Here is a 20,980-nt window from a genome sequence, read left to right on the forward strand (position 1 = left end):
ACTCACGACATGACCGCGCCTGACGCCGCACCTCGGACCTTGGTGCTGTGGGACATCGACCACACGCTCATCGAGACGAGGGGCGTCGGGCGGGCCATCTACGACCGGGCGTTTCCCATTGCGACTGGCAAGCCGCTGGCCGAACTAGCGACCATCGCCGGGCGCACCGAACTGGACATCATGGCTGAATCGCTACACGTCAACGGCCTCGAGCCAACTGACCGGGCTATGCAGAAGCTGGCTGACACCCTGGTGCAGGGCTATGAGGACGCTCGCGGCGAGCTGGCCGCCACGGGGCGCGCTTTGCCCGGCGCGCGGGAGACGCTCGAACGATTCGCGGCCGACCGGTCGGTCCACCAAGCGATCCTTACGGGCAACCTGCGGAAGGTGGCGCGAATCAAACTGGAGGTATTCGGGCTTGCTGGCTTCCTCGACTTCGACAGCAGCGCCTTCGGCGACGATCACGCCGAGCGCTCGGAACTGGTCCAGATCGCACGGCAACGAGCTGAAGCGAGAGCGGGAGCACGCTTCAAGAACGAACAGGTCGTGCTGATCGGGGATACGCCCAATGACGTGAAGGCCGGGTTATCCGCTGGCGTGCGCGTCGTCGCCGTGGCCACCGGCAAGACAAGTGAAGCTGAGTTGCGTCACGCCGGAGCGACTCTGACGGTGCCGACGCTCTCAAAACTTCCGAATATCCTTTTTTAGCGCTGAAGCCGGATAATCAGTGGCCTCAGAGCACGCGCTCGTATACCGCTCGGTGTTTGCCAGGCCCCTTGTAGTCAGAGATCACAGATACGCCGTTGACTTCCTGATCGCCGGGAACATTGACGAATCCGCGCTGTGTCCAGGTGTTGTGCGCTGCGGTGTTGTCCGGCTCCGACGTGAGATAGAGACGAACCGCTCCCAGTGCGGTGGCGCGCCCATAGACGGTATCCAGTAGGGCGGAGGTGACGCCTTTACGGCGGTGCTCGGGGTGGGTGATGACGTCTTGGATGTAGAGGTCGTCGGGGTTGTCTTGGCTGCGGAAGGCCATGATGGCGCCGACAAGGTGCTCGTTGTGGCGTGCGATGGGGCAGGTGCTGGAGAAGAGGTTGGCGTAGAGCCAGTAGTCGGAGGCGGTGCGCGGCCGGATGTACGGCGCGCCGAGCGTCATGAGTTCGATGACATCAGGGATGTCGTGCTGACCCAGCGGAGTGATCTTCATCGGTCGCCCTCTGCTGACGTGTACCAGTATGACGAGGATTTCTGCGGTCGAAGCGCCTGCGTCGACGACGCTGGAGCCGACGTCGAGAATGTCTCGGTCCGTGGTGGCGACGGTTGCGTGATTCTAGTCGGCGTTGGGGCCGAATCGGAGAAGCGGGACATCGTAGAGGTCGGGTTGGCGGACGCGGTGCATCTGAGGTGCGGCGACTTCGATGACGAGCATCTCGGTGAGGAATTGGACTTGTGCGCCAAGGAGGTGGCTAGTGTGGCCGACGGCGCTGTGTTCTTTGAGGCCGACCGCGACGTGGATGTGTGGCGCGACACTGTTGTTGGTTGGGTCGTAGGCGAGGGTGCCGCCGCCGAAGGCTTCAACGTTGGTCAGGTGAACCTTGGTCCACACGGGTGCGTTCGGGTCGTCGAGTTTGTCGCAGGTGCCGACGATCTGCACCTCGCTGAATCCGGCGATGAATCCGGGGATGAAGCCCTGACGCACCCCGTTGTCGCGGCAAAAGTCAGTGAGGGCAGTGAAGAAGTCGTCCCCGTGGTCGAAAGCGACGGCGAAACTGCGGCCGAGGGTCAGTTCATGGCTACGCACGGGCGACTCCCGGGACGGCGGACTTGGCAGGGTCGGGCTGCTGATCGAGGTCGGCGTATCCGCCGGCGTGGGCGAAGGTAGCGCGGGTACTGGCCAGGTCGTGTCCACTCGCCAGGAGGCGATACAGCAGGATGCGGGCCTTGAAGGGGTCAAGGAACCCTGCGGAGATCAGGCCCCTGCCCAGCAGGTCGGATTCGGATCCGGGGAAGGCGTAGGTGTGGGCGAGCACCGAACCGGCTCCTGTGCGGGAGGCCAGCACCACGGGCATCGCCGCGGTCAGGTCGGTCAGCGTGTCCACGACAGTGGCGGGCACGTGGCCGACGCCGAATCCGGCCACGACCAGCCCGTCGTAACTGCCGGCGACGGAGCGCAGCAGGGTGCCGGTGTCGCCGAGCAGCATCGTGATCAGCGCGATGTCGACCGAACGGGGTTCGACAGCTGCCGGGATGGTGGTGCGGCCCGTTGGGTGGTTGACGACGCGGGCTTGGCCTTCCACGAGGTAGCCAAGAGGGCCTCCGTTGGCGGAGGCGAAGGTGTGGCCGCTGGTGGAATGGGTCTTGCGGACGCGAGCGGCGGCGTGAATCTCGTCGGCGAACACCACCAGCGCGCCCAGGTCGCGGGCGTTGGGACTGGCGGCGGTCTGGATGGCGGCCAGAAGGTTGCCAGGCCCGTCGGCCCCGGCCAAGGTGGGGTTGCGCATGGCTCCGGTGACCACGATCGGTTCCGGCCGGGTGTGTGCGAGGTCGAGCAGGTAGGCGGTTTCCTCGATGGTGTCGGTGCCCTGGGTGATCACTACGCCGTCGGCGCCCGCGACGAACCGCGCTTCGATCGCGGTGGCCAGTGCGGTCAGGTCTTCGATGGCCAGGGACGCGCCGGGGACCTGGCGGAAGTCCTCCACCTCGATGGAGATGCCCGAATCGGCCAGGCCGGGCACGGCCGCGACGAGCTGATCTGCGGACAGCGCAGGCACCACACCGCCGCCCGACGTAGAGGTCATGGCGATCGTGCCGCCCAACCCGAACACGACCACGCGGCGTTCCGAGTTGGTAGAGAATTCGGGCACAGGGCGCCCCTTTCCCTGGGTCGATGTGGGATCGGTCAGGCAGCCTAGCGCGACGTTCGGCGATCACCTCGCCTCCGACGCTGCCAGCGTGCCGGGCTGCCTGCTTCGCGCTGAGGTGGCCTCAGGTCAGCAGTGAACGGCCTGTGCGAGGAAGCGACAGGCCTGATCGACGCCGTCGGTGGACAGCAGGCGGCTGCGGGGTTGGGCGATGCCGCTGCTGCCGTAGTCGCCGAGTTCGGCGCAGCGGCGGACCAACCAGGCCCAATCGAGGTCGAGGTACTCCGCCAGCGCCCGCAGTCGTTCTTCCGGTGTCTCGGCGGCGGCGATCGAGTGGGCGCGGGCGTATCCGGTGGCGTCGGCGAACTCGCGCAGCAGTGGCGAGGTGTCGGTGACGTCGACCTGCCAGATGCCGTCGGTGCCGACCCAGTTTGCGACGATGGCGTGCCGTTGGCCGTCGAAGACGAAGCCGGGGACGGCGGCGTATTCGGGCTCTGCGGTGACGTTGACGGTGATGCCGAACGACTCCATCAGCGCCATCGCGAGCAGCAACATGATCCGTTCGGGACGGCTGGAGTCGGCCACGGCCGATGGTGGGATGCAGAACGCGCGGGTGGGCGCGGTATCCGATCCGGGACGTGCGCTGCCGGATTGGCATAGGTAGGCGTACTTGTGCGCGAACAACAGCCAGGTGCTGGCTTCTTCGCCGCGCTGCTCGCGGGTCCAGAACGCCGGGATGTCGGTGAGTTTTTCGGTGTGGCGCAGGATGTGACTGGCGCAGAACTGCGAGCCCAGCCACATTTGCGACACCGGCGCGAGGTTGCCGGCGATCTCTCGCCCGGCCGCGGAACGGGGCAATCGCTCGTAGGCGGCCAGTTGCCCCCGGCTCTCGTCCAAGGATCCGTCGTCGTCCAGCAGTGCCTCGTCGAGGTTGGCCACTGCCCAGAGGATGCCGAGAGTGAGGTCGTCGAGTGCGTAGGCGCGTGACATCAGGAGTCGCGCCTGATCGGGTGTCCCGGCCAGGCGGCGGCGAGCCTGTCGAGTGTCCAGGCCGAAGAGGCTGGGACCGTGCCCGTCCCCGTGGGTGACGCCGATGACCAGTCCACGCCGGTGCCGTCGCAGGAACGGATCGTCGGCGAACCCGGTCGGTACGGTGGCGAGGATGCGGCCGTCGTCGCTGGCCGGATACGCCCTGGCCGCGATCTCGGTGCCGGTGAAGAACCGGCCCGCTGGTGCTTGCACTGCCACCTCGCCCTCGGAATTGCGCCCGGTGTCCAAGGTGAGTCCGGGGACGCCGGCGGGCGGCGGGCCGGCGACCGGTATCGAGATTCCCGCCACCAGAGCGCCGGTGCGGGAGCGGCGCCGTGCTTGCTTGGCGTTTTCGGCACCCTCACGCAGGCCGAGCAATGCGCCGTCTGCGCCCAGGCCGTGGTCGAGGGCGCGAACCAGGTCGGAGGAGGGCAGGCCTTTGCGAGGCCGCTCGGCAAGGGACACGTACTGCCGGGAGTAGCCGATCTTCGCCCCGAGCTGGGCGTGGCTGAGGTTGGCCGCGAGACGGCGGCGCCGGATCTCTTCGGCGAGCTGGGCCGCCGCGGGCTCGATGTCCCTGTCGCCAACCGGGGTGTCGGCCGTGTCGTCCGTCATCGTGGGCTCCTGGCGCTGTGTGTCACGGAGGGGGCAACAAGGTCCGACCACACGCTGTTGCGGGTTTGCCCCATTCCGTGAGCATAGGTGCTCCTGGTCACATGGCAATCAGCTCAATCGGACATCACTCCCAGGAGCAGGAGGACTTTGTGACGCTGCAACTCGCCGTGACCGAACAGTCCGGCCTGGACTGGCCGGGATCCGAGCGCCCCGGGCGGGTATCCCGGCCGGACCGAGCCGACGAGCCCGATCGGCATGGAGGACTGTGGTGAGCGTTTCACCCGAGAGACCGGTCACCATCGGCGTGCTCGGCACCCATTCCACAGGAAAATCCACCTTTGTTGCGCGCCTCGCGCACGAACTCCGGCTGCACGACATCGACGTCGCCACTGTCACCGGTCTCGGCGAGCAAGCGCAGCGCCTCGGGTTGCCGATCGCGTTCAACCACACCTTCACCTCCACCTTGTGGATCATCACCCGAGGGATCAGCAGCGAGCTGGAGGCGTGGCTGCACGCGGACGTGGTCTTGGTCGACCGTGCCGTGCCCGATGCCCTGGGGTACTACCGCGCCGCGCTGGCCTACCGCAACGAAGAGCCTGACACCGACGAAGTGGCCGACCTGGAATCCCTGGTCAAGGCGCACAGCCGCCACTACGACCTGATGCTGCGGACCACTCTGGAACCCGGCGCGACCGCAGGCGGAAACGCGACGCCCGAATCCCACCGCGCCTTCCGCGTGTTGGCCGACCGCTACGTCAATCAGGTCCTCCACGAGATGCGGCTACCGCACGAGCTACTGCTCGCCGACGGCCACGACCAAGCGCTGGACCGTGCCCTCGCGTTCGCCACCGCCCGGCTGTCCGGTCTGCACACCGGCTGATCACGTGACAGGCCAGCATCCGGGGCCTCCGGGCGAGCGATTCTCAGCGCCACCTCCGAAGGAGTGATTCGCATTTCCACTGTCGTGACGCAACACGATCCCGTCCCCCGTGGACACAACCGGAGCCATCGGCGCCTCGAGATTCCGCGAGCCGCGACAATGGTGCGCGCGTTCAACCACCAGGGCGAAGCCAGCGGCCGAGACGTCGTGATCGCGGTTGCCGTGAAGCTGGCCGCAGAGCATCAACTGCGCGCGCAGGCCCAGCAACTCATCCACGATCCTCGCGCCGACGATCACGTGATGGCCGCCGCCGCTCGCACGCTCGCCTTACGGGAGATCGCCTGCGCGGTGCTGATCGAGCAGATCGATCGCTGGGCGGCCGTCGAGTTCGGCGAATCCAGGGCCTCGGTGCTGCACACCGAAACCCTGGGCCAACTCGTAGACCGGCTAGCAGCGGCATGGACCCGCTCCCGTCTGATCACCAACCACGCCACCGGCCCGGCCGCGTCCACCTGGGCCCGGGTGGCGCTGCACCAACTCGGCGAGCTGTGTACCGGCTACGACGACCTGGTTGCCGACGTGGAGCGCGGCAGACGTCGCCTGCCCGTTTATCAGACCCCGACCGGTCCCGACGCGGCGGAGTGAGCCATGGGCGGGATACGCGAAATCGTCGCCGTCATCGTCGCGGCCGACAGCCCGGCCGGCCGGGCTGCCCAGGCGATCGACGACATGTCCGCGCACCTGCCGCCACCGGATAATCCGGGTGCGTGCCCGCTGTGCTCTGCTCAGTCGTGGCCCTGCGCCCCCTTCGAGAACGCCGCCCATCACGTTCAGGCAGCTGGCGTTCGACTGGGCGAGCTGGTGCCACCGGACCTGCACACTCGCCTGTGGCCGCCGGCCTGGCCTCAGCCGTCACCGCCTGCCGCCCGCCAGACCGACACCCGGATCAATAGGGAGCAGCACGATGGATGAAGTTCTCGCTGGCACCATGCGCGATGCGGTGTACGGGCGCCTCAACTACCTGGACCAGCTCGTGGACGACGGCGATGAGCGGTCCCGCGCAGCCCTGGCCAGCACGGAGATCTCGCGGCTCACCACCGGCTGGCGGGACCTGCTCGCCGCGCACCACCCCGATGAACACGGCCGATGCCCGCAGTGCTCCGGATGGCGACGTCCTCGCCACCATCCCTGTTCGGTGTGGACCATCGCCCAACGGCACCTGATCACCGACGGCGGTCCTTGTGGAGCCACCCCCGGCAGGCACGCGGCTGCTACCGGACAGCCGACCGGCACGGAACTCCGGGTCTCCTGAGGCGGTCGTGCCAGCCGGCTTACGCCGCCCACGTTTCGTTCTGCATGACCGAGGAAGGAGGGCCGCATGAAGGCAAGGGCCACGAGCGAGAATTCGCTCGCAGACGAGCAGATCACCATCTCAGAAAGGTTTGACTTCAGTGCCAGCCATGAACTGAGGCTGTTGCCGGACAGTCACAAATGTCACCGCAACCACGGGCACAACTATTCGGTTACTGCCTCGGCGCTCGTAGGTGACGGCACACGAGAGAGTCTGTCAGCCCTGGGAGACTACCTCGCTGAGACATTCGACCACCGTCTCCTCAACGACCGGGTCCCGTTCCACCCGACGTGTGAACATCTCGCTGCTCACCTCGCCGAGTGGTTCCAAGACACCATCGAATCCGCGACGCCGATCACGCTGGTCGCCATGGTGGTCTCCGAGACGACGACCACCGCGGCTCGTTGTGACGGCGTCACCGGCGAGATCACGATCTCGAAGACCTTCCCAACCGGCCACGGCGACATCACACTGGTCCTGGGGTCCGACGGCCTCGACGAATTCGGTTTCGTCACCGACTTCGGTGACCTGAAGCCGTTCGCGGCCCACCTGCGCGCCCGCGACACCGATGCGGGGCTACGCCGCGCGGGCCCCGCGCTGGTCGCCCACCTCGCCCACTGGTTCGTCGACAACCTCGAACCGAAGATCCGCGGTCGTCTCCTGTCCGCACGAATCAAGTCGGGAACCACCACAGGACTGTGGGAACGGGGAGGGGCGGCGTGAACGCACCGGCGCTGCTACCCGAGCGCGTACAGGGCACCGCGATCCTGACCGAGAAGTTCGAGTCGTTCCAAGGCGAGGGGCCATGGACCGGTCAGCGCTGCGCGTTCGTCCGGTTCTCTCACTGCAACCTCCGGTGTGGCTTCTGCGACACCCCAGAAAGCTGGGACTGGACCAAGTACAACCCGACCGAGGTCAGCGAGAGAGTCCCCGTCACCGCTCTGGTGTCGTGGGTGCGCGAACACGCCGTGGACCTGGTCGTGCTCACCGGCGGGGAACCCATGCTGCAGCAACCTGCCATGGCCGCTCTCGCCCGCGGCGCCAGACCGTCGCGGGTGCAAGTCGAGACCAACGGAACGAGGACACCGATCCCCGAACTGGTGCCCCTGGTAGATCTGTGGGTGGTGAGCCCCAAGCTTGCGAACTCCGGTATGCCCTATGGGGTTCGGATCAAGCCCGATGCGCTCGCCGCGCTGGCCGCAACTGGTCGCGCGATCTTCAAGTTCGTCGTTACCGACCCCGAGCACGATCTCGACGAGATCGCCCAGCTCGTCAAGGAATACCAACTGGACCCGGTGTGGGTGATGCCGGAGGGCACCGACCGCGAGAAAGTCCTGGCCGGCATGGACGCGCTCTACGACCAGGCAACCGCCCGAAGGTGGAACGTCTCGACTCGGCTGCACATCCTGACCGGTGCCCGATGATGCCAATCGAGTATCGCCGAGTGCGAAAGCCAATTCTCCTACGTACCAGCTATTTCCGGAGCAGGTGCATCGGCAGGCTGCGGCCGAATGTCTTATGAGGACTATCCGAGTCGTCGCGGATGCCCTGGTGGGACGCCTTCCCCGCGCGCACATAGTTGACCCGCGTCGTGCTCAGCCCAGCTTCGCCAGCCACCCGGAAGCGAGGAAACCTCTATGACCAACTCCGTCTGCAGCCCTGCGGCCGGCGGGAGCCTGGCTTTGGCACCACAGCTCCAGCCGACCGCACCGAGGCCGGTCGACACCGAGCGCGTCGCCGACCTCGTCAACCAGCTCCTGGCCGCACTCGGTGAAGACCCCACCCGAGACGGACTCGTGGACACACCGAACCGAGTCGCCGCGTGGTGGAGCACTTTCCTCTCCCCGGACCCTTCGGCCGCACCGACGTGCTTCACCGAGAACAGTCTGAGCGACCAGCTGGTCGTGATCGACGGCATGAGCGTCTGGTCGTTGTGCGAGCACCACCTGCTGCCCATGCACCTCAACGTCGCTGTCGGCTACGTGCCCGATGGCGAGGTCGTGGGCCTGTCGAAGTTCGGCCGGATCGCGCAGCGGCATGCGGGCCGCCTTCAGGTGCAGGAACGGTTCACGCGTCACGTCGCTGATGACATCGCCGCATTGATCGAGAGCACGGACGTGGCCGTCACCGTGCGCGGCACGCATCTGTGCATGAGCGCACGGGGCGTGCGGATGGAAACCGCCCGCACCACCACACATCAGGCTCGCGGCCGATTTCACAGCGACCCCGTTCTATCCCAACAGTTCCTCACTCTCGCCACCGGCACATGGCAGGCCAGCTGATGACCAAGAACATCGACACAGCTTTGGTACAGCGCGTTTTCGAGCACCGGCGCATCTGGCGCATGACGCAGGACGCCTTCGCCTCCGCTGCCGCGTTGATCGCCGGGCAGGAGCCGACGCCCGACGTGGTCGTCGGGATCGCACGTGGGGGAGTTCCGCTGGCCCAGTTGCTCGCCAGCCACTACAGCGTGCCGGTTGTCGAGGTGACGGCCCGCCATAATCACAGCGACGACCTGCACGTTCCCGCGACCGGGCAGGTCGAGCTGCCGAAGGAACCTGATGCGGTGCTGATCGCGCATCACGGTGCCCGGGTGCTGCTGGTCGACGACATCTGCGGCACCGGCTCGACCTATCGCGCGGTGATTCCGTGGCTGGCTACGCACCTGGCGCCGGCCGCCGTGCGTACCGCAGCGCTCTGCAGCAGCAAGGCGGCGGCCTTCACCCCGGACACGTGGGTGTGGGACACGCTGGACTGGGTCGTCTTCCCCTGGAACGAGCCGGTCCCAACCAGCGAGGACCTGATCGTGCCGACCTCACCGCGGGGCCGCTCCGCGCTCAGCGGCGTCGAGGTCGAAGCCAACGAACGCGGAGGCCACGGATGAGCGGGCAGAACCGGTCGCACTCCGTCGGGCCGGACCTGCGCCGATACGCCGTCGCGGCGCCAGCTTTCCATCTGGACGATCCACAGGGAGCACATCGATGAACGCTTCGCAACTGCCAGAGCAGTACGCGACCCGGCCGGGAACCCCGATGGTGGGGCCCTACAGCACAAACCAGATGGACGACTTCTACCACGCACTGGGCCGCGGTGAAGCCAAGCCATCGGGCCTGATGAACCTCCTGCAGCACCTGATCGTCGCCGAGCAGTGCGCGCCGGACTCGCGAGTGCTGGATGTGTGCTGCGGCCGCGGGCTGGCGCTGCCGCTGCTCTACCGCTACGCCCCGAAGATCGCGCGATACGTCGGCCTGGACATCAGCGTGGACAACCTCGATGAGGCCCGCGAGCGGATCGAGGCCCTGCGCGCGACATACGGCGACCCCTTCCCCGTGGACCTGGTGGAATGCGACGTCGCCCAGCCCTGGCCGACGCTGCCCTCGTTCGACATCGCGCTCTACACCTCGGCGCTGGAGCATCTGCCGTTCGAACTCGGCGCGCAGAGCCTGCGCAACACCGCCGCCGCGCTGGCGCCGGGCGGAGTGCTCTACCTGTCCACCCCGGCAGCTGTCGGCCCCCCGCCGCGCCCGCTGCAGTACCGCGTCCACGTCTACGAGTGGTCGCGCGACGAGGTCGAGCAGGTCATCGGCGAGACGGGCCTGGTCATCGAGAACGTGCTGGGCCTGTTGCCGCCTGCGCCGGACGTCCTGGCGACCGCGCTCGCCGACCGCTACGGGGACCCCGCAGCCGCCTGGTACCGGGACCTCGTCGAACGCGTACCCAAGGCGCTGCTGGACGCGGTCTCCGCCGTCGCCGTTCACGAGGTCGCGACGGAACTGCTCTACGTCTGCCGGAGGCCAGCATGACGATGTCGATCACCACGCCGATACCTGGTGCCACGCCGCTGTGGGTGAGCATCGAAGGCATCAACGGCGTCGGGAAGACGACCGCGGCCCGCTCGGTCGCCGCCACGCTCGGTGCGCGAGGCCTACTTCTGGATGAGCTGACCGACCAGCCCGGCGACACGCTCCCCGGGCTGGTGATCGCCGCGTTGAGCGCTCAGGGCGACCCGTTCCTGCGCACAGGCCATCCGGTTGTGGAGACCCTCGCCCTGCTCGCTCTTCAGGTCCGCAAAGCCGAGCGCCTGGCTCAGCGAGACCTGGCCGGAGTCGACGTGATCATCGAGGACCGCGGCGTGGACTCCGTCGCTGTGTACCAGGCCGCGATCCTCTGCTCGCAGTATTCGGAGGCGTCGCCGGACGCGGTGGTGCGACACGTGCTCTCGGGAATCCGGCGGTGGAGGGCGTTCCCGGACGTGACCATCCTGCTCACGGGTGACCCCCCGGTGTGTGCGGCGCGCTTCGCCGACCGGATCGGGCATCCGCTGGCGCCTCCGGACGTACGGGTGATCGAACAGGTCGACGCGTTGTACCGGGCGGCGGCGGATGACGATCCCGGGCGGTACACCCTCGTCGACGTGGGCGACTTGTCGCCGCAGGACACTGCCGCCGCCGTCGAGGACATCGTGACCACGTTGCTGGATCGGCAGGCCGCCCATGCCTCGTGACGTGACGTTGCTGTGGGGCCTGCGTTCCCCGTGTGCGTTCGCGTGCCCGCACTGCTACTTCGGCACCATCGAGGAGCACAAGGACAACCCGCCGGGGCAGGCAGGTGTCCTGTCGCACCTGTCCCGCACCGACCTGTCCGCCGAGGCTGTGACAGCGTTCGCGCGCACGCTGGCCGGCTCGGACGTCGAGCGGGTGGTCATCGCGGGCGGCGAGCCGCTGGACTGGCCCGGCACGCTCGGAGTCATCTCCCTGATCAAGGACGCGGGCTGCCAAGTCGTCATCGCGACGAACGGTGTCCCGCTCACCCGCCCGCACGTGGCCGAGCGCCTCGTCGACCTCGGCGTCGACGGCGTTTCGGTATCGCTCGACAGCGCGGACGAGGAAACCAACGACCGGATGCGACCCTCACGGTCGGGTCGTTTCGGATACCACGACGTCCTGGACGGCATCAAGACCCTGCTCCGCGTCCGCGCCGGACGGGCAGCACCGAGGGTCGGGATCTACACCGTGGTCACGCGATCACGTCCGCAAGAGATCACCGAAGTGGCGCGGTTGGCCGCCGACCTCGGCGTGGACTACTACGTGCCGCAACCGATTTCCCTCGCGCCCGACCACAAGCTCTTCCACCAGATGTCCCACACCGCCGACGACGTCGCCGACGTCAGCGAGCAACTCGACCGCCTCTACAGCGACCCCCACGGACTGAACCTGCCCGACCCCTCGTACGTCCAGCGCTTTGTCGCCGCGATCTCCACCCACGACAGCGGAAACGTCCCCGACTGCTTCGGCGGCGCTCGCCTGTTCTTCATCCAGCCCGACGGCTCGGTCTGGGACTGCCCCTCCGATCGCCGGATCGCCGCCACCCCGCCCGAACGGCGACGCACCATCCGAGACGGCGACGCGCGCACGCTGTTCGCCACGAGGCCGACGTGCACGGACTGTTCACTGTTCAGCCGAGACTGCGTGAACATGTGGCCCCTCGTGCCCAGCATGCCGCAGCTGCTGCAGAACGAGGGGGCCGCCCGATGACGATTCCGCACACCCGCGGCGACGCACAGGCACTCGAAGAACAGCTCGGCGCCGTGCTCAGGCAGATGCCCGACCCGAGCGGCGGACCGGCCGCCGCGGAACTGGAACGCGATCTGGCGAGGGCGTTTGGTGTCCCGCACGCCGTGACCGTCGCCTCCGGCACCGCGGCCCTGCACGCCGCCTTGTCCGCCTGCGGCATCGGCCCGGGCGACGAAGTCCTCGTTCCGGCACTGACCGTCGTCATGACGGTGGCGCCGCTGCACGCTCTCGGGGCAACGCCGGTGTTCGTCGACAGCGACCCGGCCACCCTGGACCTGGACTACGACGACGCCGCACGAAAGGTCACCTCACGAACCCGGGTGATCATCCCAGTACACCTGTGGGGCCGAATGGGAAATGCAGCAGCCCTGACGTCGTTCGCCTCCGAGCACGGTCTCGACGTCATCGAGGACGCTGCGCAGGCCGCCGGCACCACGCGCGACGGGCACCGGGCGGGCACAGCCGGCACTGCGGGCTGCTTCAGCATGAAGGACGGAAAGATCCTCTGGAGCGGAGAAGGCGGCTTCCTGCTCACTACCCACCGCGAGGTGGCGGAGCACGCGAGGGCGTCCCGCAGCCACTGGCAGCAGGCTCCGGCGGGCGAAGAACCGCTGAGCCGACTGGCAACCAACTCCCGCCTCGCCGCCCCCCTGGCCGCGATCGCCCTTGCCAACCTCCGGCGGATCTCGCGCCTGGTCGAGCTCCGCCAAGAACAGACCCGGCGTGTGCTGCACGCCCTGGAACAGACACCCGGCCTTGCCGCTCTCACTCCAGCTGCGGGTGAGGAGTGGAACGGCTTCTCGCCGTTGCTGCACATCGACCTGCCGAACCCCCGGGCGTTCGCCGAACATCTCGCGCACCAGGGAGTGCCGAACTCCACCGGCAGCTTCCGGCTTGTGCCCTGCGACACCCGGCCCATGTTCACCAGCCCTGACCGGCCGTGCCGCGGCGCCGCGCAGATCCTCGACCACACCCTCGCCGTCGTCCTCACCGAACGCGACACCGAGACCACGCTCGACCGCTACGCCGCCGTCATCGCCCGAGAGGCCACCGCATGGGCACCGTGACCGACGCTCCGCAACCAGCATCGACAAATTCCTCGGGACCGCCCCCTTCCGACAGCGCATTGTCCTTGTCCCCGAACGGACCTGCCCGCATGACGACCACACAGGTACGCCACTCCTGCACCCGCGGCCCGCTGATCGCCGCCGAGGGAATAAACGGAGTCGGCAAGACATACCTGACCAAACGCGCCATCGACGCCCTCGACGACAAGCCGCTGATACTCGACGGGTTCTCCCAGCGAACGACTGGGCAGCCAGGACTCGGCAAGGCTCTGCTTCGCGCACTGCGCGAGGCCAGCGCCGGGGATCCGTTCCTGCGCGGGGGCGCTCCATTAGCCGAGGCACTCATCCTGCTGGCCATCAAGCGCCATGACCTGGACACCGTACTGCCCGAGCTGTCCAGCGGACGTGCCGTCGTCGAGGGCCGCAGCGTCGACTCCACAGCGGTATGCCAAGCGCTGCTGCTGCACCCCGACAACCCGGACGCGGCCCTTCGGACGGCAACCGACCTGCTGGACCTCGCGTCCTCCGACCGGCCGCTCCCCGACCTCACGATCCTCGTCACCGACGACGCTTCACAGGCCGTTGCGCGCGCGCAACGGCGCGACGGGTGCGTCATCACCGCCGAGCAGGCTACGTTCATGCGTGACGCAGCCGTCCTCTACGAGCGGGTCGCCGCCACCGATCCGGCACGTTACCGAGTCGTCGACCGGCGCAGTATCAGCGAGCACGAGGCCGTCGATCAGATTCGGGCGTGGATCCATGGCGCCAGGACCGGCGTCGGCTGCGTGCGCGAGCCGTGGCAGGGACCTGGGGCCCGGTGCATGTGCTGCGGCCGCCGCGGGGATGCGGCGCCGGCATGAGTCAAACGGCGCACCCTTCGACCGGCCCGGACCCGGCTCCAACGAGGAGCTGCGTGCCCGTGATTCCCGAGGGCGTCGAGGCCCTGATCCTCGACTTCGACGGAACCCTCGCCGACACGACCGACAGTCACGAGCAGGCGCTGCGAGCGGCGCTGCAGCCACACGGCCTCGACCTGGACCTGGACTGGTACCGCCATCACGTCGGCCTGTCCATCCACGACCTGCTGACCACGCTCCCTGGAGGCCAGCTGCTGCCCCACGACGAGATCATCCGACACAGCCGTACCCATCTGCTGGCCACAGTGCACATGATCACCCCGGTCGCGTGTGTCGTCGCGCTCCTGCGCGCCGCTCGCCGCGCTGGACTGCCCTGCGCCGTGGCCTCGGGAGCCAGCCGGCTTCTGGTTCGTCCCGGGATCGAGGCGCTGGGTCTGATGGACGTTTTCGCGGCTGTCGTCGCACGAGAGGACGTCATGCACGGCAAGCCGGCCCCCGACCTGTTCGCCGAGGCCGCCCGCCGCCTCGACGTCGCGGCGGACCGCTGTCTCGCCGTCGACGACGCTCCCGACGGTGTCACCTCCGCCCGCGCGGCCGGAATGCAGGTCATCACGGTGCTCGACGGCCACCTGACGACCGCTGACGGCGCTGCGGCAGCCGCCCGCTTCTCCACGAACGCCGGGATGCCGCAGCATCGCCACGATCAGCGGACAACACCAGATGACGGCACGAGGCCGTCGCGCCAGGGAGCATGATGCCTGTCCTCCGCTCGACCAAGAACTTCGAGATTCTCGAACCGCCCACGGCAACGAGGGAGGGAGTCGGAATCTTCGAGTACACGGACAACTACACGGTCTTCCACTACGGCAGGATGCCGGACCCGATCCCCGGGAAAGGCGAGGCGACGTGCCGCATGGCCGTCTTCAACTTCGAGATGTTGGAGGCGGCGGGCGTGCGCACGCATTTCCGCCGGTTCATCGCCCCGAACCGGGTCGAATTCGTGCTCGCGCGGGTCCCGGCCCCGGACGCAGGGCCACTCACCTCGGACGCTGGAAACTACCTGGTTCCCGTGCAGGTCCTCTTCCGCAACGAGCTCCCGCAAGGAAGCTCCGTTCACCGTCGAATCGCCGCAGGCGCGCTGACACCGGCCGAGGTCGGGCTCGACGGCATTCCCGCCGTCGGCGAAACGCTGCGGCATCCGATCATCGAGTACGCGACGACGCGGGAAGACGTCAACCGGTTCATCAGCGGGTCGGAGGCCCAGCGCCTCGCCGGCCTGAGCGACGAGCAGTTCCAGGCGATGCGCGACACCACCGTCATCGTCAACGACGTGTTGACCAGGCGCGCACGCGAACTCGGGCTGACTCACTGCGACGGCAAGATCGAGTTCATGATGTCGAGCGATGCGAACCTCGTGCTTGCCGACAGTCCCGGCACACCGGATGAAAGCCGCCTGATGTTCAACGGCGTGCACTGCGGCAAACAGGTCATCCGGAACTGGTACGTCGACAACGGGCTCGAGGTGCCGGTCAGCAGGCTGATCGCCGAGGGCGTGCCCCGGAGCCGGTGGCCGCGGCCAGCGCCACTCCCGCCCGAGTTCCTGCCGGTGATGTCGGACCTGTACCGGTCCCTGAGCGAGACCTGGACAGGCGAGCGCCTCTGGGACGCGCCGGACCTGCAGGCGGCCACGCGGGCCGTTGCTCGCCTCATCAGCCAGTGACGAGCAGCACGGCGGCAGGCGCTCGGGCATGCTCTCCGCGATCCGGCCGGCGCAGGCCGCAGGCCGTCACGGAACCTACGAGAACGGTGGACACATGGGCTTGACCGAAGACCCAGCCTTCCTGGCCACGACGTTCGTGGTCATCGACTTCGAGACGACGACCCCCTCGGGCTACCCGGCCCAGCCCATCGAGGTCGCTGCTCTCGCGCTGCGCTACGAGGAAGGCACGTGGGCGACGGTCGGCAGGTACGCCTCCCTCATCCGCCCGCCCGCGTTCGCCCCGGTGACCTCAGCAGATACGGCCCAGACCGGGCTGACCCCCGAACAGGTGAAGCAGGCCCCCGGCCCGGCCGATGCGCTGGGCGCACTGGATCGGCGATTCACTGCTGACACCCGGTACCTGCTGGTGGCACAGCACGCCGCCACCGAAGCCAACGTCATCCACAATCAGCGTGAGCACTGCCCAGCGCTGGCCTGTGTCGACTTTCTCGACACGATCCCGCTCGCCAAACACCTCGTTCCAGGTTTGCCGAACTACAAGCTCGACACGTTGCTGGCACATTTCTCTGTCCCGCTGCCGGCGGATCGCCACCGGGCCGCCGCCGACGTCGATGTCACCGCGGAGGTGTTCTTCCGGCTCATCAACGCTACCGCCGAGACGTCTCAGATCAGCGATCTTGCAGCATTGGTGAAAGTCGCCGGGCGCACGGCCAAATGCAACGTCCCTGTCCAAAGTGGATTGTTCGACATATAGGACTGCCAACAGGAAAGGGCGCATGCAAACCCGAACTGAGATTGGACGGTGCTCATTCTCGTGATCAAGGAACAGTCGGGCCGCGACGAGGTCCCGTTCTGGTTCGATCCGCTGTGTCCCTGGGCGTGGATCACCTCGCGCTGGCTCCTGGAGGTCGAGCAGGTTCGGCCAGTGTCCGCCGATTGGCGGATCATGTCGCTGGCCTACCTCAATCTCGTTCAGCGCGAGGGCAAGGGCCTCAGCGACGAATACCGCGAGCTGATGACGAACGCGTGGGGGCCGGTACGGGTCTGCGCGGCAGCTGCTGAGCACGCTGGCAGCAGCGTCCTCGGGTCGCTGTACACCGCCATCGGCACCCGGCTGCACAATCACCGCCGCCGCGACGATCCCACCGTCATCACCGAAGCGCTCGCGGAGGCGGGTTTGCCCGATTCGCTGGCGTCGGCCGCTACGAGCACGGAGTTCGATCAGCTCATCAAGGACTCCCACGACGAAGCGTTCAACGAGGTCGGCCTCGATGTCGGGACTCCCGTTCTCCGCATCGGCGGAACGGCCCTGTTCGGCCCCGTGGTCACGCCGGCCCCGCGCGGAGAAGCTGCCGGTCGACTCTGGGACGGCCTGGTGATGGTCGCCGGTACGGACGGCTTTTTCGAGCTCAAGCGGAGCCGGGACCGGAAACCGTCCTTCGAGTGAGTGGGCATCCGGCTACCTTGACCAGCGTCGGCTGGAGTGAGCTCGTCGACCGTCGGCGGGTGGCTCGAAAGATGCGACCACCGCCGGGCAGCCTCGGCCGGTCCGCACGGTGGTCCGCTGCCGACCAGGGGCATCTGAAAGGCCCGGTCAGCCGATCTGGGCTGGTGCGCTGATCGCCCGCGCGATGCGGGGCCCGACAAGGCGCTCGGCCACGGCGAGTGGGTACCAGGCGGCACCCGTCACCTCGGACTCCTGGATGTCCCCGATGTCCGCCTGCGCCGTCGTGAAGGAGTAGCCGATGTCGAGGTGGTAGTGCTCCGGCTCGTCTTTCGCCGGTCGTGCCGGGACCTGGCCGTACTCGACGTAGACAGGGGTCGGCGACGTTGGGACGACTTTGCTGGGGTCGAGGCCGGTTTCCTCCGCCAGCTCGCGCACCGCCGCGTCGATCAGTGTGGTGTCGGTCGGCTCAAGGTGGCCACCGGGCTGCAGCGTGATCCCGTATGCGCGGTGCTCGACTAGCAGGATCTCGGCATCGTTGCGGACCAGCAGTGCGCCGACGGTCACGTGCATCGGGAAGGTTCGCCGCGAGGCGAAATTCTCTCCCGTACGCAGCAGCTGCATCGGCTTAGATAGCTGCGCGGCTTCGTTGGGGTAGCGCTCGAGGTAGGCAGAGAACGCGCCGACGATATCCGAGTCACTGATCGACATGGGTCGCCCCCGCATCAGTCTGAGAGCACAACTCTCTGGGACTTTCTGGGCGGACGGGAAGGCCGAGGCGCGACACAGGCAGCTCCGTAGAATGCGCATAGCGTACGAGAAGGTCCGTACTTTACAAGTTGTTTGTGAGCCAGTGCGCGCACGCCACCCCGGGGCTGCCGGGCCCGGGCGAATCTGCTGAGCCACCGCGTCTCGGTGGAACAGCTGCTCGACGAGCCGGGGGCTCCGCTGCAGCACGCTCACACGACTCGCGGGGTGCAATTCCCTGACGTCGAGCGGGAGGGGGCGCTACTTGGTCGACTTGGCCGCGGTCCAGCTGCAGCTCGGTCGACCAGGCCCGGCGTACAGCACGTAGCTAACCGCTGAACGCCTTGCCGGCGGTGAGCTGATCGATAGGCCGACAAACGAGAGTTTGCATCGCGATGGACCCTTCGACGACGATCGGGACAAGTCGACTTATCCACAGTCGCGGTGAGGTGTGGACAAACTGTGGACAGCTCGCACGACTCTGCGAACGCGCGCCATGGCGCTCCTCCTCAGAAGAGGCCGGGCTGATCGGCAACATGCAGTTCTGGCTTCTTCGCCGGCATGAGGGCGATGCGCTCGACGTCTATCAAGGTCGACCACCGGCCGTGCAGGAGACGCTGGAGGACGGCAAGGGTGAGGCGGACGTCGGCGAGTGCGCGATGCCGGTCAGGGGGGAATATGCAGCTCAAAGAACCGGGCCAGATGATCCAGGCTATGAGAGGCGAGGCCCGGCACGCACGCCCGGGCGAGCCGGACGGTGTCGAGCAGCGGGGTGTCGGCGAGGCGGGGGCAGTGGTTGCGCTGGCCGTGCAGCAAGATCCGCTCGGTGGCGGCGTGGTGGGCAACGAGCAGAACCGCGTGCCCGGCTTCGGTGGCTGCCGTGTGCACACGCCGATCGAGTTCCGACATGGCCGTCGACGCCGCCGGCGCTGTGGCCAGCAGCCTCTCCGTGATTCCCGATGTCTGGTCGAACCTGGTGATCGGGACGTCCGGGGGTGGGGCGATCAGTGACTCGTAGCAGTCCAGCTCGGTGAACGGGCCACTCGGTGAGAGCATGACCGTGACGGCAGCGACCTCTACAGGCACCGGCGGCCGACCCGTCGGGGTGAGGCCTTCGAAGTCGATGACGACGAAACGCGTCCGCTGCACCCTGGGATCGTCGGCCACTTCGGTCATGGGCGGGGGAATCGTATCTGCCAGCCGTGACCCGGCCGTGTCTGTCGCCGACGGGTACTCTCCAAACCCGGTGAACCGCGTCCAGCGGTGCGTGTGAGAAGGGCGGGAGACGCGGGATGACGACGTTGCCGGACTGGCTGCACCTGCCGCCGGAGGGCATCACGGCCGACGTGTACGACGCGATGCCGGAGGACGTGTGCCGGCGAATCGAGATCGTCGACGGCGGTGTCGTGGTTGTGCCGTCCCCGACTCGTTCGCATCAGACCTTCGTGCGGCATCTCGCAAGCCTCCTCGAGGCTGCCGCAGGTGAGGACCTTGCTGTCGTCACCGGCGCCGACCTGCGGTTGTGTGAGACGCCGCTGCTGAACCGGCGCCCGGACGTGGTCGTCTACGACGCGAACGTTCCAGACGAGCAGGTGCTGCGCCCAAGTGACTGCGTGCTGGTGGTGGAGGTGATGTCCGCCGGATCGGTGATCACCGATCAGCTGGACAAGCCGGCCGAGTACGCGGCCGCGGGCATCCAGCACTACTGGCGCATCGAGAACTACGACGATCCCGATCGCCGCCAGGCCGTTCGATACGTCACCAATCCAGCGAGCGGCACCTACCACCCAGCCGAGCCCGGGGAACGTACGTTCTCGACGAACACTCCGTTCGCGATCGAGCTCGATCTGCATGACGTGACGAGAAAGCTCTGACCACTGTCGGCGACGAGCCTTCATGACGATAGCGCTGCAAACGACCGGAGCTCGTCACCCAGTGTCCAGCGAGTGCGCTGTACCTGCGCGCCGCCCGATCGGCGCGAGCGAGTTCGCGGGGAGCTTCGATGCTGGCGTGACGATGGCCCGGTTGCGACGGATAAGCGTCGGCTGATGTCCGGACGGCGGACGCGGCCACGGATCGTGTCCGCGGCGCCCGCGCCGCGACCGTCTGCACGACGCCAGAAGAAACACTCGTGACCATGGTAAGTGAACCAGCGCCGCACTGGCGGCTGGCAAGCGAGACGGTCGCTCCGACAGCTGGTTGATCACAGCGTCGGCGGATCGCGCGGACCAGCTTTCGGCTCGTCAGGGTTCGACGTCGATCGCAACGATCGTTGTGGGCGCACCCGCTTCGCGCATGAGCCACGTACGGTGTTGTCCGTTGGATAGCTTCTCCGTGCCGGCCAAGTCCGTGCCGATCGTGATCGGATGGACAAAGAAGGAATTCGCCGCCTTGTCGGTCCACGAGTCCAACTCAAGGCGGCGCATGACGCTGCCGATGTAGGGCAGCACGTCATCGGGGGCAACGCCAGCTGCCTCCGCATTGTTCAGAGCCTGCAGCGCGATCTCTGCTGCTGCCCGCCAGTCGCCGCGGTGATACCAGCACCGGCATCGGCGTAGGCGCCGCGGTACCAGCTTCCACAGCAGGATGTACAGCCAGATCCTGCCGGGCACCGGCATGCAGAACCCGATGGTTCCGGAGTTGTCGTGAACACGCGTGACTGCAGGCAACTGGGTGATCGGTATTGCCTGGAACAGCTGGACCACATCCGCTTCCGACGAACTTCCCACAGGACCTCCTGTTCAGTGTCCCCGGCGGCGTTCACGGTAATTGGACGGTGAGGGCCAGGCATGCTTGACCCGGGTGGCGATGCTTGAGCGGTCCTCGCGGCCTTGAC

The 20,980-nt window shown here is 67.5% G+C and carries 25 protein-coding genes; 18 read left to right on the forward strand and 7 right to left on the reverse strand.

Annotated elements, in window-relative coordinates; genetic code table 11:
* The first annotated feature begins 9 nt into the window (after nt 1–9).
* Nucleotides 10–708, forward strand: a complete 699-nt coding sequence (locus tag ACZ7OH_RS27975; protein WP_470283523.1) for an HAD family hydrolase — start codon at nt 10–12, stop codon at nt 706–708.
* Nucleotides 709–733: 25 nt separating this feature from the next.
* Here the strand turns inward: ACZ7OH_RS27975 and ACZ7OH_RS27980 are convergent, their stop codons facing one another.
* From ACZ7OH_RS27980 to ACZ7OH_RS27995, 4 genes are all read right to left on the reverse strand, one after another.
* Entirely contained in the window at nt 734–1,207 is a 474-nt protein-coding gene (locus tag ACZ7OH_RS27980) for a GNAT family N-acetyltransferase (RefSeq protein WP_470283524.1), read from the reverse strand.
* Nucleotides 1,208–1,330: 123 nt separating this feature from the next.
* On the reverse strand, nt 1,331–1,801 hold the full coding sequence (locus tag ACZ7OH_RS27985; RefSeq protein WP_470283525.1) for a PPC domain-containing DNA-binding protein: 471 nt from the start codon (nt 1,799–1,801) through the stop codon (nt 1,331–1,333).
* Nucleotides 1,794–2,864, reverse strand: coding sequence for an asparaginase (locus ACZ7OH_RS27990; RefSeq protein WP_470283526.1), 1,071 nt, complete (start codon nt 2,862–2,864; stop codon nt 1,794–1,796). Before ACZ7OH_RS27990 ends, ACZ7OH_RS27985 begins: the two co-directional genes overlap by 8 nt.
* Nucleotides 2,865–2,990: 126 nt before the next feature.
* Complete coding sequence (locus tag ACZ7OH_RS27995; protein ID WP_470283527.1) at nt 2,991–4,505, reverse strand: helix-turn-helix domain-containing protein; 1,515 nt, start codon at nt 4,503–4,505, stop codon at nt 2,991–2,993.
* 268 nt (nt 4,506–4,773) lie between these two features.
* Here ACZ7OH_RS27995 and ACZ7OH_RS28000 point away from each other — a divergent pair, with 268 nt between their 5' ends.
* From ACZ7OH_RS28000 to ACZ7OH_RS28075, 16 genes are all read left to right on the forward strand, one after another.
* Entirely contained in the window at nt 4,774–5,385 is a 612-nt protein-coding gene (locus ACZ7OH_RS28000; protein ID WP_470283528.1) for a hypothetical protein, read from the forward strand.
* 159 nt (nt 5,386–5,544) lie between these two features.
* Nucleotides 5,545–6,030 (forward strand): DUF4254 domain-containing protein, encoded by a 486-nt coding sequence (locus ACZ7OH_RS28005; protein ID WP_470283529.1) that lies wholly within the window; start codon nt 5,545–5,547, stop codon nt 6,028–6,030.
* A 319-nt stretch (nt 6,031–6,349) separates the two neighbouring features.
* The gene (locus tag ACZ7OH_RS28010; protein ID WP_470283530.1) at nt 6,350–6,697 is read left to right on the forward strand and encodes a hypothetical protein; all 348 of its coding nucleotides are present in this window, start codon (nt 6,350–6,352) and stop codon (nt 6,695–6,697) included.
* 66 nt (nt 6,698–6,763) lie between these two features.
* The gene (locus ACZ7OH_RS28015) at nt 6,764–7,459 is read left to right on the forward strand and encodes a 6-carboxytetrahydropterin synthase (protein WP_470283531.1); all 696 of its coding nucleotides are present in this window, start codon (nt 6,764–6,766) and stop codon (nt 7,457–7,459) included.
* The gene (locus ACZ7OH_RS28020; protein ID WP_470283532.1) at nt 7,456–8,160 is read left to right on the forward strand and encodes a 7-carboxy-7-deazaguanine synthase QueE; all 705 of its coding nucleotides are present in this window, start codon (nt 7,456–7,458) and stop codon (nt 8,158–8,160) included. Before ACZ7OH_RS28015 ends, ACZ7OH_RS28020 begins: the two co-directional genes overlap by 4 nt.
* A gap of 213 nt (nt 8,161–8,373) precedes the next feature.
* Nucleotides 8,374–9,018, forward strand: coding sequence for a GTP cyclohydrolase I (gene folE / locus ACZ7OH_RS28025; RefSeq protein ID WP_470283533.1), 645 nt, complete (start codon nt 8,374–8,376; stop codon nt 9,016–9,018).
* Nucleotides 9,018–9,620, forward strand: coding sequence for a phosphoribosyltransferase (locus ACZ7OH_RS28030; RefSeq protein ID WP_470283534.1), 603 nt, complete (start codon nt 9,018–9,020; stop codon nt 9,618–9,620). Before folE ends, ACZ7OH_RS28030 begins: the two co-directional genes overlap by 1 nt.
* Nucleotides 9,621–9,717: 97 nt before the next feature.
* Entirely contained in the window at nt 9,718–10,539 is an 822-nt protein-coding gene (locus ACZ7OH_RS28035; protein ID WP_470283535.1) for a class I SAM-dependent methyltransferase, read from the forward strand.
* Between the two features lie 2 nt (nt 10,540–10,541).
* Nucleotides 10,542–11,240: a dTMP kinase gene (locus tag ACZ7OH_RS28040; RefSeq protein ID WP_470283536.1), complete on the forward strand. Its 699-nt coding sequence runs from the start codon at nt 10,542–10,544 to the stop codon at nt 11,238–11,240.
* On the forward strand, nt 11,230–12,270 hold the full coding sequence (locus ACZ7OH_RS28045) for a radical SAM protein (protein ID WP_470283537.1): 1,041 nt from the start codon (nt 11,230–11,232) through the stop codon (nt 12,268–12,270). Before ACZ7OH_RS28040 ends, ACZ7OH_RS28045 begins: the two co-directional genes overlap by 11 nt.
* Nucleotides 12,267–13,376 carry a DegT/DnrJ/EryC1/StrS family aminotransferase gene (locus ACZ7OH_RS28050; protein WP_470283538.1) on the forward strand — a complete coding sequence of 370 codons (1,110 nt, stop codon included), beginning with the start codon at nt 12,267–12,269 and terminating at the stop codon, nt 13,374–13,376. The genes ACZ7OH_RS28045 and ACZ7OH_RS28050 overlap by 4 nt, the downstream gene beginning before the upstream one ends.
* 89 nt (nt 13,377–13,465) lie before the next feature.
* A complete protein-coding gene (locus ACZ7OH_RS28055) occupies nt 13,466–14,236 on the forward strand; it encodes a dTMP kinase (protein WP_470283539.1) in 771 nt (256 codons plus the stop codon).
* Nucleotides 14,237–14,289: 53 nt separating this feature from the next.
* The gene (locus ACZ7OH_RS28060; protein WP_470283540.1) at nt 14,290–14,988 is read left to right on the forward strand and encodes an HAD family hydrolase; all 699 of its coding nucleotides are present in this window, start codon (nt 14,290–14,292) and stop codon (nt 14,986–14,988) included.
* Complete coding sequence (locus ACZ7OH_RS28065) at nt 14,988–15,953, forward strand: phosphoribosylaminoimidazolesuccinocarboxamide synthase (protein WP_470283541.1); 966 nt, start codon at nt 14,988–14,990, stop codon at nt 15,951–15,953. Before ACZ7OH_RS28060 ends, ACZ7OH_RS28065 begins: the two co-directional genes overlap by 1 nt.
* Before the next feature lie 28 nt (nt 15,954–15,981).
* Nucleotides 15,982–16,707, forward strand: a complete 726-nt coding sequence (locus ACZ7OH_RS28070; protein WP_470283542.1) for a 3'-5' exonuclease — start codon at nt 15,982–15,984, stop codon at nt 16,705–16,707.
* Between the two features lie 48 nt (nt 16,708–16,755).
* The gene (locus tag ACZ7OH_RS28075; RefSeq protein ID WP_470283543.1) at nt 16,756–17,400 is read left to right on the forward strand and encodes a mycothiol-dependent nitroreductase Rv2466c family protein; all 645 of its coding nucleotides are present in this window, start codon (nt 16,756–16,758) and stop codon (nt 17,398–17,400) included.
* Nucleotides 17,401–17,547: 147 nt separating this feature from the next.
* Here the strand turns inward: ACZ7OH_RS28075 and ACZ7OH_RS28080 are convergent, their stop codons facing one another.
* Both ACZ7OH_RS28080 and ACZ7OH_RS28085 read right to left on the reverse strand, forming a co-directional pair.
* Complete coding sequence (locus ACZ7OH_RS28080) at nt 17,548–18,108, reverse strand: NUDIX hydrolase (protein ID WP_470283544.1); 561 nt, start codon at nt 18,106–18,108, stop codon at nt 17,548–17,550.
* A gap of 702 nt (nt 18,109–18,810) precedes the next feature.
* Nucleotides 18,811–19,320 (reverse strand): exonuclease domain-containing protein, encoded by a 510-nt coding sequence (locus ACZ7OH_RS28085; RefSeq protein ID WP_470283545.1) that lies wholly within the window; start codon nt 19,318–19,320, stop codon nt 18,811–18,813.
* Nucleotides 19,321–19,436: 116 nt separating this feature from the next.
* On the opposite strand from ACZ7OH_RS28085, the gene ACZ7OH_RS28090 reads away from it, so the two are divergent.
* Entirely contained in the window at nt 19,437–20,018 is a 582-nt protein-coding gene (locus ACZ7OH_RS28090; protein ID WP_470283546.1) for a Uma2 family endonuclease, read from the forward strand.
* A gap of 369 nt (nt 20,019–20,387) precedes the next feature.
* Here the strand turns inward: ACZ7OH_RS28090 and ACZ7OH_RS28095 are convergent, their stop codons facing one another.
* Complete coding sequence (locus ACZ7OH_RS28095; RefSeq protein ID WP_470283547.1) at nt 20,388–20,873, reverse strand: hypothetical protein; 486 nt, start codon at nt 20,871–20,873, stop codon at nt 20,388–20,390.
* Nucleotides 20,874–20,980: the final 107 nt, after the last annotated feature.

The organism is Amycolatopsis sp. NPDC114478 (genome assembly GCF_055633805.1).

Bases quoted from the DNA above. Each gene is read 5' to 3' on its own strand.
- ACZ7OH_RS27975 (WP_470283523.1), top strand. From the start codon at position 10: ATGACCGCGCCTGACGCCGCACCTCGGACCTTGGTGCTGTGGGACATC.
- ACZ7OH_RS27980 (WP_470283524.1), bottom strand. From the start codon at position 1,207: ATGAAGATCACTCCGCTGGGTCAGCACGACATCCCTGATGTCATCGAA.
- ACZ7OH_RS27995 (WP_470283527.1), bottom strand. From the start codon at position 4,505: ATGACGGACGACACGGCCGACACCCCGGTTGGCGACAGGGACATCGAG.
- ACZ7OH_RS28005 (WP_470283529.1), top strand. From the start codon at position 5,545: ATGGTGCGCGCGTTCAACCACCAGGGCGAAGCCAGCGGCCGAGACGTC.
- ACZ7OH_RS28010 (WP_470283530.1), top strand. From the start codon at position 6,350: ATGGATGAAGTTCTCGCTGGCACCATGCGCGATGCGGTGTACGGGCGC.
- ACZ7OH_RS28015 (WP_470283531.1), top strand. From the start codon at position 6,764: ATGAAGGCAAGGGCCACGAGCGAGAATTCGCTCGCAGACGAGCAGATC.
- folE (WP_470283533.1), top strand. From the start codon at position 8,374: ATGACCAACTCCGTCTGCAGCCCTGCGGCCGGCGGGAGCCTGGCTTTG.
- ACZ7OH_RS28030 (WP_470283534.1), top strand. From the start codon at position 9,018: ATGACCAAGAACATCGACACAGCTTTGGTACAGCGCGTTTTCGAGCAC.
- ACZ7OH_RS28035 (WP_470283535.1), top strand. From the start codon at position 9,718: ATGAACGCTTCGCAACTGCCAGAGCAGTACGCGACCCGGCCGGGAACC.
- ACZ7OH_RS28040 (WP_470283536.1), top strand. From the start codon at position 10,542: ATGTCGATCACCACGCCGATACCTGGTGCCACGCCGCTGTGGGTGAGC.
- ACZ7OH_RS28045 (WP_470283537.1), top strand. From the start codon at position 11,230: ATGCCTCGTGACGTGACGTTGCTGTGGGGCCTGCGTTCCCCGTGTGCG.
- ACZ7OH_RS28050 (WP_470283538.1), top strand. From the start codon at position 12,267: ATGACGATTCCGCACACCCGCGGCGACGCACAGGCACTCGAAGAACAG.
- ACZ7OH_RS28055 (WP_470283539.1), top strand. From the start codon at position 13,466: ATGACGACCACACAGGTACGCCACTCCTGCACCCGCGGCCCGCTGATC.
- ACZ7OH_RS28065 (WP_470283541.1), top strand. From the start codon at position 14,988: ATGCCTGTCCTCCGCTCGACCAAGAACTTCGAGATTCTCGAACCGCCC.
- ACZ7OH_RS28070 (WP_470283542.1), top strand. From the start codon at position 15,982: ATGCTCTCCGCGATCCGGCCGGCGCAGGCCGCAGGCCGTCACGGAACC.
- ACZ7OH_RS28080 (WP_470283544.1), bottom strand. From the start codon at position 18,108: ATGTCGATCAGTGACTCGGATATCGTCGGCGCGTTCTCTGCCTACCTC.
- ACZ7OH_RS28085 (WP_470283545.1), bottom strand. From the start codon at position 19,320: ATGACCGAAGTGGCCGACGATCCCAGGGTGCAGCGGACGCGTTTCGTC.
- ACZ7OH_RS28090 (WP_470283546.1), top strand. From the start codon at position 19,437: ATGACGACGTTGCCGGACTGGCTGCACCTGCCGCCGGAGGGCATCACG.